This is a genomic window from Acidovorax sp. A1169 (assembly GCF_030704685.1).
GTDB lineage: Bacteria > Pseudomonadota > Gammaproteobacteria > Burkholderiales > Burkholderiaceae_C > Acidovorax.
The window spans coordinates 144590-157610 of record NZ_JAUZDX010000007.1; the positions used below are offsets into that span (position 1 = coordinate 144590).

14 protein-coding genes are annotated in these 13021 nt (G+C 68.2%); 7 read left to right on the forward strand and 7 right to left on the reverse strand.

Annotation, left to right across the window (positions count from 1 at the left end; all coding sequences use genetic code 11):
- Window positions 1–13: 13 nt before the first annotated feature.
- Together QYL93_RS13940 and QYL93_RS13945 are read left to right on the forward strand one after the other, a co-directional pair.
- On the forward strand, window positions 14–1225 hold the full coding sequence (locus QYL93_RS13940) for a dihydrodipicolinate synthase family protein (protein ID WP_305744185.1): 1212 nt from the start codon (window positions 14–16) through the stop codon (window positions 1223–1225).
- A gap of 5 nt (window positions 1226–1230) precedes the next feature.
- Window positions 1231–2109, forward strand: a complete 879-nt coding sequence (locus QYL93_RS13945) for a sugar phosphate isomerase/epimerase (protein WP_305744186.1) — start codon at window positions 1231–1233, stop codon at window positions 2107–2109.
- A 31-nt stretch (window positions 2110–2140) separates the two neighbouring features.
- Here QYL93_RS13945 and QYL93_RS13950 read toward each other — a convergent pair whose 3' ends face one another.
- A complete protein-coding gene (locus QYL93_RS13950; protein ID WP_305744187.1) occupies window positions 2141–3388 on the reverse strand; it encodes an MFS transporter in 1248 nt (415 codons plus the stop codon).
- 104 nt (window positions 3389–3492) lie between these two features.
- Here QYL93_RS13950 and QYL93_RS13955 point away from each other — a divergent pair, with 104 nt between their 5' ends.
- Window positions 3493–4329 carry a helix-turn-helix domain-containing protein gene (locus QYL93_RS13955; RefSeq protein WP_305744188.1) on the forward strand — a complete coding sequence of 279 codons (837 nt, stop codon included), beginning with the start codon at window positions 3493–3495 and terminating at the stop codon, window positions 4327–4329.
- A 138-nt stretch (window positions 4330–4467) separates the two neighbouring features.
- Window positions 4468–5061, forward strand: coding sequence for a hypothetical protein (locus QYL93_RS13960; protein ID WP_305744189.1), 594 nt, complete (start codon window positions 4468–4470; stop codon window positions 5059–5061).
- A 31-nt stretch (window positions 5062–5092) separates the two neighbouring features.
- Here the strand turns inward: QYL93_RS13960 and QYL93_RS13965 are convergent, their stop codons facing one another.
- Window positions 5093–5530 (reverse strand): hypothetical protein, encoded by a 438-nt coding sequence (locus tag QYL93_RS13965; protein WP_305744190.1) that lies wholly within the window; start codon window positions 5528–5530, stop codon window positions 5093–5095.
- Between the two features lie 21 nt (window positions 5531–5551).
- Window positions 5552–5959: a tautomerase family protein gene (locus tag QYL93_RS13970; RefSeq protein ID WP_305744191.1), complete on the reverse strand. Its 408-nt coding sequence runs from the start codon at window positions 5957–5959 to the stop codon at window positions 5552–5554.
- Between the two features lie 138 nt (window positions 5960–6097).
- On the opposite strand from QYL93_RS13970, the gene QYL93_RS13975 reads away from it, so the two are divergent.
- Complete coding sequence (locus tag QYL93_RS13975) at window positions 6098–7015, forward strand: LysR substrate-binding domain-containing protein (protein ID WP_305744192.1); 918 nt, start codon at window positions 6098–6100, stop codon at window positions 7013–7015.
- Between the two features lie 127 nt (window positions 7016–7142).
- Here QYL93_RS13975 and QYL93_RS13980 read toward each other — a convergent pair whose 3' ends face one another.
- From QYL93_RS13980 to QYL93_RS13995, 4 genes are all read right to left on the reverse strand, one after another.
- The gene (locus tag QYL93_RS13980; RefSeq protein WP_305744193.1) at window positions 7143–7784 is read right to left on the reverse strand and encodes a nucleoside/nucleotide kinase family protein; all 642 of its coding nucleotides are present in this window, start codon (window positions 7782–7784) and stop codon (window positions 7143–7145) included.
- Between the two features lie 15 nt (window positions 7785–7799).
- The gene (locus QYL93_RS13985; protein WP_305744194.1) at window positions 7800–8591 is read right to left on the reverse strand and encodes an ATP-binding cassette domain-containing protein; all 792 of its coding nucleotides are present in this window, start codon (window positions 8589–8591) and stop codon (window positions 7800–7802) included.
- Window positions 8591–9550 carry an ABC transporter permease gene (locus QYL93_RS13990; protein WP_305744319.1) on the reverse strand — a complete coding sequence of 320 codons (960 nt, stop codon included), beginning with the start codon at window positions 9548–9550 and terminating at the stop codon, window positions 8591–8593. The genes QYL93_RS13985 and QYL93_RS13990 overlap by 1 nt, the downstream gene beginning before the upstream one ends.
- Window positions 9551–9695: 145 nt before the next feature.
- On the reverse strand, window positions 9696–10703 hold the full coding sequence (locus QYL93_RS13995) for a sugar ABC transporter substrate-binding protein (RefSeq protein ID WP_305744195.1): 1008 nt from the start codon (window positions 10701–10703) through the stop codon (window positions 9696–9698).
- Between the two features lie 315 nt (window positions 10704–11018).
- On the opposite strand from QYL93_RS13995, the gene QYL93_RS14000 reads away from it, so the two are divergent.
- Window positions 11019–12026: a LacI family DNA-binding transcriptional regulator gene (locus QYL93_RS14000; protein WP_305744196.1), complete on the forward strand. Its 1008-nt coding sequence runs from the start codon at window positions 11019–11021 to the stop codon at window positions 12024–12026.
- A gap of 343 nt (window positions 12027–12369) precedes the next feature.
- Window positions 12370–13002 (forward strand): flavin reductase family protein, encoded by a 633-nt coding sequence (locus QYL93_RS14005; protein WP_305744197.1) that lies wholly within the window; start codon window positions 12370–12372, stop codon window positions 13000–13002.
- Window positions 13003–13021 lie beyond the last annotated feature (19 nt).

A 13021-nucleotide genomic window follows, 5' to 3' on the forward strand; every position in this document is an offset into this window, starting at 1 on the left:
TCCCGAGTTCACCATGGCCCTTCGCCTTTCCCTGCCCACGGCCGATGGCCGCATCAGCCCCTACACCCTGCAGGGCCGCACGCCGGTCGTGCCGCAGCAGGGTGCGGTGTTCAACCGCATCGCCTACTCGGCCGCCCACGTGGTGGCGAATCCGCTGGCCGCCATCGACCCGTGGCTGCAGTGCGCCGTGGACTGGGACGCCACCATCGCCTACCGCCAGCGCTTGTGGTCGCTGGGCCTGGGCGTGGCCGAGGCCATGGACACCGCGCAGCGCGGCATGGGGCTGGACTGGTCCACCTCGCTGGAGCTGATCCGCCGCTCGCTCGACGCGGCGCGCGGCTTCGGGCCCGGTGCGCTCGTGGCCTCGGGCTGCGGCACGGACCACCTGGTGCTGGAGGATGTGAAGTCGGTGGACGATGTGATCCGCGGCTACGAGGAGCAGATGGAAGCCATCGAAAAGCTCGGCGGCAAGCTCATCGTGATGGCCAGCCGCGCGCTGGCCCGCGTGGCGCAAAGCCCCGCCGACTACGAGCAGGTGTACGACCGCATCCTGTCGCAGGCACGCCAGCCCGTGGTGCTGCACTGGCTGGGCGACATGTTCGACCCGGCTCTCGCGGGCTACTGGGGTTCGCGCGATGTGGATGCGGCCATGGACACAGCGCTGTCCGTGATCGCCGCGCACCCGGACAAGGTGGACGGCATCAAGATCTCGCTGCTCGACAAGGACAAGGAAATCGCCATGCGCCGCCGCCTGCCCGCCACGGGCGGCACCGACGGCCAGGGCGTGCGCATGTACACCGGCGACGACTTCAACTACGCCGAGCTGATTGCGGGCGATGGCGCAGGCGGCACGCCGCGCCAGGGCCAGAGCGATGCGCTGCTGGGCATCTTCGACGCCATCGCGCCGGCGGCGAGTGCCGCACTGGCCGCCCTGGCCGCGGGCGACACGGCGCGCTTTCACGCCATCCTGGGGCCCACGGTGCCGCTGTCGCGCCACATCTTCGCGGCACCCACACGCTTTTACAAGACGGGCGTGGTCTTCATGGCCTGGCTCAACGGGCACCAGGGCCACTTCACCATGGTGGGCGGGCAGCAGAGCACGCGCTCGCTGGTGCACTTTGCTGAGCTGCTGCGCCTGGCCGACCAGGCCGACCTGCTGGAGCAGCCTGAACTGGCCGTGCAGCGCATGGGCCATCTGCTGGCATTGCACGGCGTGAGCGCCTGACCACCATGCGCGACTTTTCCCAAGACCACCGCTGGCTGTCGATCAACACCGCCACCGTGCGCAAACAGCAGGGGGCCGAGGTGCCGCTGGCGCGCATCATCGACCAGTGCGCACAGCGTGGCATCCGCGCCATCAGCCCCTGGCGCGACCAGGTGGCCACGGCCGGCCTGGACGCCACCGCGCGCCAGCTGCGCGCCCACGGCATGGCGCTGTCGGGCTATTGCCGCGGCGGCTTCTACCCGGCGGCCGATGCCGCTGGCCTGCGCGCTGCGCTCGACGACAACCGCCGCGCCATCGATGAAGCCAAAACGCTCGATGCCGCCTGCCTGGTGCTGGTGGTGGGCGCCCTGCCCGGCGCGCTGGACGGCACGCCGCACTACACCGACCTCGCCCGCGCACGCGGCGAGGTGTTCGACGGCATCGCCGCATCGCTCGACTACGCGCGCCAGGTGGGCATGCCCCTGGCCATCGAGCCGCTGCACCCCATGCAGGCGGCCGACCGCGCCTGCATCAACACGCTGGAGCAGGCACTGGACATCTGCGATGTGCTCGATGCGCAGAAGACGGGGGCACTGGGCGTGGCCCTGGATGTGTACCACGTGTGGTGGGACCCCAAGCTGGCCCAGCAGATCGCCCGCGCTGGCAGGGAGCGCCTGCTGGCCTACCACGTCTGCGACTGGCGCCTGCCCACGCGCGACCTGCTCAGCGACCGGGGCATGATGGGCGACGGCGTGATTGAACTGAAGAAGATCCGCCAGTGGGTCGAGGCCGCAGGCTTTGCGGGCTATGCCGAGGTGGAGATCTTCTCGGCGCTGGACTGGTGGCAGCGCACGGGCGAGGAGACGCTGGACACCTGCATCGCGCGCCACCGCACGGTGGTCTGACGCGCAACAGCCGCCACCGATCACCCCGGCGTCAGGCGGCCACGGGTGCCAGGGTGCGCCGCACGCGGCGCACATTGAAGGCACTGGCGATCAGCACACCCTGCACCACGGCCAGGCCCAGCAGCACGGCGGTAAAGCGCCCCTGGTCCAGCAGCACGCCGAACAGCAGCGGCGACAGCGCCTGGCCGATGTCCAGGCCCGAGTACACGATGCCGTAGACACGGCCCGTGGAGCCCTCGGGCGTGGAGCGCTTGACCAGCAGGTCGCGCGAGGGGCCGGCGATGCCGGCACAGAAACCCATCACACCGAACATCACGGGCACCAGGGCGCCGGGCGGGTGCGCCAGGGCCAGGGCCACCGCCACGCAGGCGGCCAGGCCGAAGCCCACGCCCACGATGCGCTCGCAGCGGCTCGGGTCGGCCGCGAGGAAGCCGCCGAGCACCATGCCACCCGCACTGGCCACCATGTAGACCGTGAGGCACATGGCCGCCAGCGCCACGGGCACGGCGTGCAGCTGGCGCGCGGCCTCGGGCGCGAAGGCCTGCACCACGTTGAGCGAGACGGCGTAGAAGAAGAAGAACGCAAAGCACATCCACACGGCGGGGATGCGCAGAAAGGCGAAGATGCCTTGCGCTGGCACGCCGGTCGCGCCGACCTTGGCAGCTGGTGGCAGGGCCGGCAGTTCGAGGTGGCGGCGGTTGAACAGCAGCACCAGCAGCACGGCAAACGCCAGCACACCGGCACAGACCAGCGCCACGCGCCACGAGAAAGCGATCGCCAGCGGCACCAGCATGGCCGGCGCCAGCGCCCAGCCCAGGCTGCCGGTGATGCCGTGCACGCTGTAGGCATGGCCCAGGCGCGGTGCGCTCACGCGCCGGTTCAGCAGCGTGTAGTCCACCGGGTGGAACACGCCGTTGCCGATGCCCGCGAGCACCGAGAACGCAGCCAGCATGCCGTAGCTGGTGCTGGCCGCGAAGCCGAACGCGGCCAGGCCCAGCAAGGTCAGCCCTCCGAACAGGATGGGCCTCGGGCCGAAGCGGTCCACCACGAAGCCCGAGCCCGCCTGCACGGCGCACGAGACCACGAAGAAGATGGTCATGAGGAAGCCGAGCTCGGTGTAGCCGACCTGGAAGGCATCCTTGAGCCACGGGAACAGGGGCGCCAGCAGGAGCTGGCTGTAGTGGCTGATGAGGTGGGCGATGCCCACGAGGCCGATGACCCCGGCGTCGGCACGCAGGGGGACGGCAGCAGCGGGGCTGGTGGGGTTTGCGGAGGTCATGGCGGCATCGTAGTATTGCGCCTGGATTTCTGGAATGCGACGGAAAGACAGCTTTCGGCGAATTTGCGCCAACAGCGTATACAAAACAAAGCACGGAGCCCCCGATGGCACGCACCAGCCAGGTTGCCCCGCTCGGTGACATGGACCCTTTCGCGCCCAACCCCGCACACCCGGTGCGGGTGCGTGCGCGCAACATGCCGGCCGACACGCATTTCGAGCCGCACCGCCACGCCTGGGGGCAGTTGGCCTACTGCGCCAGCGGCGTGATCCAGGTGAGCGTGGTGGCCCCGGTCGCACCGACTGCCTACATCGTGCCGCCCTCGCGCGCGGTGTGGATCGCCCCTGGCGCGCTGCACGCCATCGCCGTGCTGGAGGCGGCGGCCTTCCGCACCCTGTACATCGACCCCAGCGTGGTGCCTGCCGATGGTGCGGTCTGCCGCGTGATGGCCGTGACTCCGCTGCTGCGCGAGCTGGTGTCGGCGCTGGACCCCGTGGGCGGCACGCCGCCCGGCCCCGCGCGCGAGGCAGCCCTGACCGCGCTGGTGCTGGGGGAAATCGGCGACGCCGAAAGCCTGGCCCTGGGCGTGCCCCTGCCCGGGCCCGACAGCGACAAGCGCCTGCGCGCCCTGTGCAACGCCGTGCTGGAGGCGCCCGGCCGCCACGCCACGCTGCACGATTGGGCCACCGACAGCGGCGCCAGCGAACGCACCCTGACCCGGCTGTTCCACGCGCAGTTCGGCATGGGTTTTGCGCAATGGCGCAAGCAGGCGGTGCTGGCCCATGCCCTGCCCCGCCTGGCGCGCGGTGAATCGGTGGGCCAGGTGGCCGCCTCGAGTGGCTACGCGAGCGAAAGCGCATTCTCTGCCATGTTCAAGGCAGCCATGGGGCAGCCGCCGAGCTGGTTCATCGGCAGGAACGATGCCCATGCCCCTTCCGCGTAAGTTGCCAGCCGTGCGTCATGCGTTCGCGGCAACCGCCAGGTTACTTTCTGCAACCGCTCAAGCAGCAGGAGCGATTGAGCAAGCCCGGTGCGGCGATACTGGCAACCTGCAACACAAGGTTTCGGGGGAGAGGGAAGCATGGTTCGACAGCTGTTCATTGCCACCGCCTGTCTGGCGCTGGCGGCCCCGGTCTGGGCCATCAACAAGTGCACAGGGCCGGATGGCAAGGTGTCCTTCCAGGACGCGCCTTGCGCGGGCAGCGGCAAGGGCGAGAAGGTCGAGGTGCGGCTGTCGAGCAGCGGCATAGGCACCGCCGCGCCCGCTGCCGGCGCCGCAGCCCCTGCGGCCAGCCCGGCCTCGGGTGCATCGGCAGCGGCGCCCGCTGCAGGTGCCGCATCCGCCCCTGCCGCACCGGCTGCCGCCACGCCACCGGCCCCACGCAAGGAAGGCGCCTTCGGCGAGACCTGGCGCCGCAAGACCGACCTGGAGCAGCGCCTGATCCGCGAAGCGCGCGGCGCACTCCAGGCCCACCAGCAGCGCTGCGCGGCCGAGCAGCGCGACCGGGCTGCCCGCCGTACCCAGGCACGCACCAACGCCGTCGTGGCGACGTCCGAGCAGGCCATCGCGTCCGAAATGCAGGCCGCGGCGGCCGCCTGCGAGCTGCGCTCGCGCGAGTTGCAGGCCAACGTGGATGCGCTGGAGAAGGAACTCCGGGAGCTGAGCAAGAAGTAGGTTCGGCGCACTGGCCAGCGCCACTGCCTGCCTATCGCTTGGCAGCCAGCCCCTCGGGCCAGAAAGCCGCCCGGATGTCCGGCGCACAGTACGGCACGGCGATCACAGCGCCCCACAGGGCACTTCCCAACGCAAAGGATCCGTTGGCCAAGCCCGACTGCACCGTGGGCCCACCGAACACCAGCAGGACACACATCGCCAGGCCCGACCACAGCGCGAAGCCAGGCGCCCAGGGGCGAAACCGCAGCAGGCCGTAGATGCTGGCCAGCGTGGCGACCACGGCCGCCAGCATCCCCGACACCAGCGCCGGCGTGATGGCCGGCTCCTGGTCTTCCTCCTGGTAGCTTTGGAAAGCATCCCTCAAGCCCAGGGGCACCAGTTCAGGCAGCAGGAGCCGCTCGGTGACCTCGGCCAATATGGGAAGCACCACGGACGCGATGACCAGCCAGCGGTAGTTTGTCGTGTCCAAAAAAACCCTTTGTCTGTGTGTTCAACCCGGCGCTCCCACCTGCTGCACCAGCGCCATGGCAAAGCGCCCGTGTGCCACGGACCAGTCGGAATAGTCGTTCTCGTGCATGAAGATGAACACGTCGGCCGGGGCCACGTGCGCCATCTCCTGCAGGTTGCTGGCAATCGCAGCATACAGTGCCCGCTTCATCGCATCGCTGCGCCCGCGCCGCAGGGTGATCTCGACGACGACCACCGCGTCCGACCGGGCCACGCCGTTGAAGCTGCGGCTGAAGGCGAACTGCCCCGGCGCATAGCCGGTGACCATGTTGAACAGCTCGTCCTCGGGCATGCCGATGCCCTCGACCAACGCCTGGTGGATGGCCTGGACGATGGCCTCGCGTTCCGCAGCGGGGGTGGCTTCGGGCAGATGGGTGTGGATGAAGGGCATGCTGTATGTTCCTGGCAGTCAAAATGGGCCCGCAGCACGGTGGGATCGTGCGCCGGAAGAACCCAAATTCTTGCGGTTGACGCCCTGGTAGAAAAGCGATTTATGCTCCGGCCCTATGTGCATCTGCATCACATAGCCATGAAACACCGCCTGCCCCCGCTCGCTGCCCTGCGCGCCTTCGAAGCCGCTGCCCGCCTGGGCCGCATGACGGCCGCGGCCGATGAGCTGTCGGTATCGCCCGGCGCTATCAGCCGCCAGGTGCGCCAGCTCGAAGACCACCTGGGCCTGGCGCTGTTCGACGGGACCAAGGCCCGCCCCACGCTGACGGCCGCGGCGCGCACGCTGCAGCCGGTGCTGACCCACGCCTTCCAGCAGATCGAGGACACGGTGCGCGCCCTGGGCGACGCCCACCACGGCCCGCTGGACGTGGCCTGCTTCAGCACCTTCACCGTCAAGTGGCTGATCCCGCGGCTGTTCGACTTCCACGCGCAGCACCCCGGCATCGAGGTGCGGCTGCGCACCACCGACACGGGCACCGATGCGGCGCGCGAGGGCTGCGACCTGCTCATCACCGCCGAGGACGCGGGCACGCCACGCGATGGCGCCACCACCCTGCCCCTGTTCGCCGAGCGCCTGGGGCCGGTGCTGGCCCCGGCGCTGGCCGCGCGCACCGGCATGCCGCGCACGCCTGCCGACCTGGCCGGCCAGCCCCTGCTGCACACGCGCACGCGGCGCAACGCCTGGGCAATGTGGGCAGCATCGTCGGGCACGGCGCTGCCCGCCGCGGCCACCGCCCAGGGCCCGGTGTACGAGCACTACTACTTCACGCTGGAGGCGGCAGTGCGAGGCCTGGGCATCGCCGTCGCGCCCTGGCACCTGGTGATGGACGACGTGCAGGCCGGCCGGCTGGTGGCGCCGCTGGGATTCGCCGTGTCGGGCTACGACTACCTGGCGCTGCGGCGCAGCGGGGCCGCGCACCCGCGGCTCGATGTGTTCTGCGCTTGGCTGGTGGCGCAGGCGCGCGCGATGGCACCGCCCTTCACCATGCAGGCTTGAGGGCGACGCCGGTCCCAGGCGTCATACGGATTTGCATTCGACCGTGTAACTAGGCGGGAAGGCGCAGACAGTGCTGTAGCACGGCAAGCCGAACCAACGACGTTAGACGGTTGAAGGCGAATCCGTATCAGTCATCCCAGCGGAACAGCATGTGGGCGCGGGGCCTGGTGGTCTCGATCAGGCGCGCGTTGGGCTCATCGGTGCGGCTGACCCATGCCAGCGCATCCTCGCGGCTACGGCCGTACTCCTCGTGGCGCTGGGTCAGGCGGCGGGTGCGCAGGCCGTCGTCGACATCGACGTACCAGACTTCGTCCAGCAGCCCGGCAACGCCTGCCCAATGGCCGCTGTCTAGCATCAGGTAGTTGCCTTCGGTAATGACGAGCCGGGTCTGCGGCTCCACGGCGATGGCGCCTGCGATGGGCTCTTCGATCTCGCGCCGGAACTCCGGTGCATAGACGACTTCGCCGGGCTGCTGCGCCCGCAGGCGCCGCAGCATGGCGGCATAGCCTGCGCTGTCGAAGGTGTCGGGAGCCCCTTTGCGATCCGCACGGCCCAGCCGTTGAAGTTCCACATTGGCCAGGTGGTAGCCATCCATGGGAACCACCTGCGACACATCGGCGAAAGCCTGCTGCAAGGCCATGGCCAGCAGGGATTTTCCGGCGCCTGGTGGCCCGACCAGCCCGAGCAGCTTGCGTTGGCCGTCCTGCAGGAGTTCACGCACGCGCGCCAGGTGGCAGGGCGGAACAGAGGGAAGTGTGCGGGTCGTCATGCGTTCATGGACTCTTCAGGCCCGCCATTCGGCCGGGATTTTTTCCGCAGGCAATGCACCGGTCATGACCGAGACCGTGTCGCTCATGGTCACCGCCTTGGGGTCGAGCACGGCACCGCGCTTGCCCAGGCGCGCGACGTGGATGCGGTCGGCGATCTCGAAAACATGGGGCATGTTGTGCGAGATCAGCACCACCGCCAGGCCCCTGTCGCGCACGCGGCGGATCAGCTCCAGCACCATGTTGCCCTCCTTGACGCCCAGCGCTGCCGTCGGCTCGTCGAGGATCACCACATGCTCGGCAAATGCCGCTGCGCGCGCCACAGCCACGCATTGCCGCTGCCCGCCGGACAATGTTTCGACGGCCTGCGTCATCGAGCGGATGCCGACCTTCAGGTCATTCATGCGCGCAATGCTTTCTTCGAGCATCCGCTTCTTGTCGAGCATGCGCAGCACATTGCCCAGGAAACCCTTGCGGCGCAGTTCGCGGCCCAGGAAGAGGTTCTCGGCAATCGTCATCGCGGGAGCAACGGCCAGGTCCTGGTACACGGTTTCGATGCCTTCGCGACGCGCATCGACTGGGCCCTTGAACTGCACCGGCTTGCCGTCGAGCTCGATCACGCCGGCATCGGGGATGGTCGCGCCCGACAGGCATTTGATCAGGGAGGACTTGCCAGCACCGTTGTCGCCGATCAGGGCGAGGATTTCGCCGGCACGCAGCTCGAAGTCGGCGCCGTCCAGGGCCGTGACCTGGCCGTAGCGCTTGACCAGGCCCGTGGCCCGCATGACGATGGGGGGTTGCGCGGCCATCAGCGGCCTCCTTTGCGCGACAGTTGATCGACCGTGACCGCCAGGATCACGAGGATGCCGGTGATCAGCATCTGGTACACCGACGACACCCCCATCAGCGTCAGGCCATTGCGCAGCACCCCCACCACCACGGCCCCGATCAGCGAACCGAGCACCACACCACGGCCGCCGAACAGGCTGGTGCCGCCCAGCACGACGGCGGTGATGGCATCCAGCGCCTCGGTCTGCCCGGCGTTCGGATCGCCCACGCCGGTGCGGGCCACGGCCAGCAGCGAGGCGATGCCATAGAACACCCCGGACAGGGCATACACGCCCAGGATGATGCGCTCGGGCGGGATGCCGACCAGCCGCGTCGCCTCCGGGTTGTTGCCCACCGCGTAGACATGCCGGCCCGACGCGGTTTCGCGCAGCCAGAACCATACGCCCAGGTACAGCAGCACCATCAACACCGTGCCATGCGCAATGTTGGTGCCACCGATGGCGAAGGTACTGCCCAGCCAGGTCATGGCCCCCGGCACCTCGGTGACCGTCTGCGCCCCCGAATACAGCTGCGTGATCGCAAAGGCGATGTTGAAGACGCCCAGCGTGACGATGAACGGCGGCAGCTTCAGGCGCGTGACGAGCAGGCCGTTTAGCAGGGCGAACAAGGTCGTCACGGCAATGCCGGCGAGCACCGCGAGAAACGGCGGCAGCCCGAAATCGGCGGCCACCTTGGTCATCACGATGCTGCCCAGCGCCATGATCATGCCGCACGACAGGTCGATGCCGGCGGTCAGGATGATCAGAGTCTGGCCAATGGCGATGACACCGACGACCATGACCTGCTGCAGGATCAGCGAAAAGTTGTCCGCACTGAGAAAGCGGTCGGTGGTGGCGCCGAAGATGGTGCAGGCAATCAACAACGCGATGAAGGGCCCGAGCTGGCCGAGGGGGGGCAGTTTGTCTTTCAACGTGATGATCCTCTGGATGGGGGGCTGAAGGCAGGCACACGGCGCCTCTCATCAACCCGAACGCTGCAGCAGCGCCGACAGGCGCGGTGTTGCCCAAGCATGCCAGGCGCCGCGGCGGGACCCGGCCCCGCGCAGCCGCCTGGTGCGCAAATGGCTACTTCTTGCCCCAGCAGAGTTCGGCGCCGGTCTTCACGTCCTTGCTGTCGACGCCCGCAACGGCTTTGCCGGCGATCAAGGTTACGCCGGTGTCGGTGTAGCCGCTGACTTTCTTGCCGCTCTTGGCGTACTCGATGCCGGCCTCCACCCCCATGGCCGCCATTTTCAAGGGGTACTGCTGCGAGGTGGCGGCGATCTTGCCTGCCGCCACATCCCTGATGCCGTCGCATCCGCCGTCCACAGAGACGATCATCACGCCCTTTTCCTTGCCGGCCTTCTGCAGCGCATTGAATGCGCCAGCGGCTGCCGGCTCGTTGATGGTGTAGACCAGGTTGATGTCGGGGTTCTTCTGCAGGCAGTTCTCCATCGCTGTCTGGGCCTTGCTGCGGTCACCGAAGCTGTCTGCCATGCACACCACCTCTGCGGGCTTGGCCAGCTCGTTGTTCTTCGCGTCGTAGCTGGCCAGGCCGAAGCCCTGCAGGAACCCGTTGTGCCGCTGCGCACCGACCGGATGGCCAGGCAGAAGATCGAGCGTTGCGATCTTCACCGGCTTGCCCTGCGCACTGGCGGCGAGGGCGGCTTTGGCGTACTGGCCAATCAGCACGCCAGCCTTGTAGTTGTCGGTGGCGAAGAGCGCGTCGGTGCCGTCGGCAGGGTCGGTCGGGCTGTCCAGCGCGATGACCATCACCCCTTTGTCGCGCGCCTTCTTGATCGCGGGCAGGATGGCCTTGGAGTCGTTGGGCGTGATGAGTATGGTCTTGGCACCTGCGCCAATCATGTTCTCCATCGCGGTGATCTGGCCGGCGTTGTCGCCATCGGCCTTGCCGGCGCCGCTCAGCAGTTTGGCTCCCTTGGCCTTGGCGACCTCGGCGGCACCTTCCTTCATCTTCACGAAGAAGGGGTTGGTCTCGGTCTTGGTGATCAGCCCGATGACCGGCGTATCGGCCATCGCCGTGCCGGAGGAGGCCAGCAGGGTTGCGATCAGGGTGGCGTGCTTCAAGTTCATCGGATGTCTCCAGGATGTGGTCGGGTGCCAATTCAGCGATGCGCAGGCCCTTGCCTGTACACCTGCTGTGTGCGATTATCGTAATGCGCAAGCGCTTGCGCAAGCGCTTGCTACCTAGGGAAATCCATAGCATCCGCAGGCTTCCGGTATCTGTTTGTCACGGCCTTCTGCTGCCCCTGTGCATGGAGTAGGACAGCGGCAATTCAGTGCAGAAATACCGGAATGGGTGCGATACGATGAAGAAGCCTCTGGCCTGTCCACCACAGCACAGCGTGGCAGCACGGGCGATGGAAGTTGGAGCTCAACGGAGAAATGATGATCACGATGGAAACCGTCGCGGCGGCCGCAGGGGTATCGACTTCAACGGTCTCGCACGTCATCAACAAGACGCGCAAGGTGCACCCCGATACCGAGCGGGCCGTGCTGGACGCGATCGACCGGGTCGGCTACTCGCCGAACCACCTGGCGCGTGCCCTGGCAGGTGCGCCGACCAGGACGGTCGGGGTCGCCATTTCGGTGTTGTCGAACCACTACTTTGCCGCCGTGGTGCGCGCCATCGAGGCAGAGTGCGCAAAAAGGGGCCTGATGATGCTGCTGGCCGACACCCACGAGAATGCGGACTACGAGTTGAAGGTGGTGCAGGCCTTGCATGAGAGGCGTGTCGACGGCATCGTGATTGCGCCCTGCGCCGAGCCGCAGCACCGTGCACTCGACTACCTGCGCGACAAGGGTGTGCCCACCGTCCTGGTCGACCGGTTTGTGGGGACCACCTTCGATCAGATCGGCGTGGAGAGCCGCGATGCGGCCCAGACCCTGGTGGCGCACCTCATCGGGCTGGGCCACAGGCGCATTGCATTGGTGTCGGGTGCACCAGGGCTGTCCACGACGACGGAGCGGCTTGAAGGCTATTGCCGTGCGCTGGCGGCGGCAGGCATCGACTTTGACCCGGCCCTGGTCCGCAGCGGCGAGTCGCGGTCCGGGCCGGCCTGCGCTGCAGTCCATCACCTGCTGTCGCTGGACCAGCGCCCCACCGCCTTGATGACCGGCAACAACCTGATGACGATTGGCTCCATGCAGGCCTTGCGCTCTGCGGGGCTGAGCGTTCCCGACGACATTTCGCTGGTTGGCTTTGACGACTTTGACTGGGCTGACGTCTTTTCTCCACGCCTGACGGTCATGGCGCAGCCGGTGGAGGAACTCGGCACGCGGGCTGTCCGCCTGTTGGCCCGGCGCATTGCCGACCCCGGCGCGCGTCGCCAGACCGTGCGGCTCGCGCCCACGCTGCGGCTGCGCGATTCTGCGGGAGTGCCCGGCTCCAGGTGACGCTGTTGGTGCCCCTGGGAACGTTGCATTTCTTGGCCCAGTACAGCAGTGCCCCGGGGCTGGGCAATGGCACGGCCCGAGCGCTCCAGCGTGGGCACGCGCGCGGTGCGGGCGAAGTAGTTCAGCAGCTCCCGGTAATAGCCGTCCAGCACGGCGCGAAGGGACGACAGTCGATCAAGAGGCGGGCCGGCCGCCGTTGAAAATGCGAATTACTCTCAATTTTTCTGGGGAGCCCCCGCCGCAGGGCCGGCTTTGCGCCCTGCCCGCCATCAACCCCGGCCGTGCACACCCGGCGCGCTTCACGTATGGTGGCGGTTCCGCCCCTCCCACTCTGCCCTGCCCCATGGCCACACCCGCCCCCTCTTCCATCCACAGCTACGAGCCGCGCAACGGCCATGGCCTGCCGCACGACCCGTTCAACGCCATCGTCGGGCCGCGCCCCATCGGCTGGATATCGACGCAAAGCGGCGCAGGCGCGCTGAACCTGGCGCCCTACAGCTTCTTCAACGCCTTCAACTACGTGCCGCCCATCGTGGGCTTTGCCAGTATCGGCTACAAGGACACGGTGCGCAATGTCGAGGAGACGGGTGAGTTCGTCTGGAACCTGGCCACCCGCAGTCTGGCCGAGGCCATGAACCAGAGCTGCGCGGCGGTGCCGCCCGAGGTCAGTGAATTCGAGCTGGCCAAACTGACGCCGCAGGCCAGCACCCTGGTGGCGCCGCCGCGCGTGGCCGAAAGCCCGGTGGCCTTCGAATGCCGGCGCACGCAAATCCTGCAGCTGCAGGGTCTCGATGGCGCCCAGGTGCCCACCTGGCTGGTGCTGGGCGAGGTGGTGGCCATCCACATCGACAAGGCGCTGCTCAAGGACGGTATCTACGACACGGCCGCCGCGGGCCACATCCTGCGCGCGGGGGGGCCGGCCGACTATTTCACGGTGGGCCCGGAGCAACTGTTCAAGATGTACCGCCCCCGCTGAGCCCGTTCCGCCCGGTTGC

What these genes read in the sequence shown, in the direction of transcription:
- QYL93_RS13940 (WP_305744185.1), top strand. Translation starts at nt 14, where the DNA reads ATGGCCCTTCGCCTTTCCCTGCCCACGGCCGATGGCCGCATCAGCCCC.
- QYL93_RS13980 (WP_305744193.1), bottom strand. Translation starts at nt 7,784, where the DNA reads ATGACGACCCGCACACTTCCCTCTGTTCCGCCCTGCCACCTGGCGCGC.
- QYL93_RS13960 (WP_305744189.1), top strand. Translation starts at nt 4,468, where the DNA reads ATGGTTCGACAGCTGTTCATTGCCACCGCCTGTCTGGCGCTGGCGGCC.
- QYL93_RS13955 (WP_305744188.1), top strand. Translation starts at nt 3,493, where the DNA reads ATGGCACGCACCAGCCAGGTTGCCCCGCTCGGTGACATGGACCCTTTC.
- QYL93_RS13970 (WP_305744191.1), bottom strand. Translation starts at nt 5,959, where the DNA reads ATGCCCTTCATCCACACCCATCTGCCCGAAGCCACCCCCGCTGCGGAA.
- QYL93_RS14005 (WP_305744197.1), top strand. Translation starts at nt 12,370, where the DNA reads ATGGCCACACCCGCCCCCTCTTCCATCCACAGCTACGAGCCGCGCAAC.
- QYL93_RS13995 (WP_305744195.1), bottom strand. Translation starts at nt 10,703, where the DNA reads ATGAACTTGAAGCACGCCACCCTGATCGCAACCCTGCTGGCCTCCTCC.
- QYL93_RS13985 (WP_305744194.1), bottom strand. Translation starts at nt 8,591, where the DNA reads ATGGCCGCGCAACCCCCCATCGTCATGCGGGCCACGGGCCTGGTCAAG.
- QYL93_RS14000 (WP_305744196.1), top strand. Translation starts at nt 11,019, where the DNA reads ATGATCACGATGGAAACCGTCGCGGCGGCCGCAGGGGTATCGACTTCA.
- QYL93_RS13945 (WP_305744186.1), top strand. Translation starts at nt 1,231, where the DNA reads ATGCGCGACTTTTCCCAAGACCACCGCTGGCTGTCGATCAACACCGCC.
- QYL93_RS13950 (WP_305744187.1), bottom strand. Translation starts at nt 3,388, where the DNA reads ATGACCTCCGCAAACCCCACCAGCCCCGCTGCTGCCGTCCCCCTGCGT.
- QYL93_RS13975 (WP_305744192.1), top strand. Translation starts at nt 6,098, where the DNA reads ATGAAACACCGCCTGCCCCCGCTCGCTGCCCTGCGCGCCTTCGAAGCC.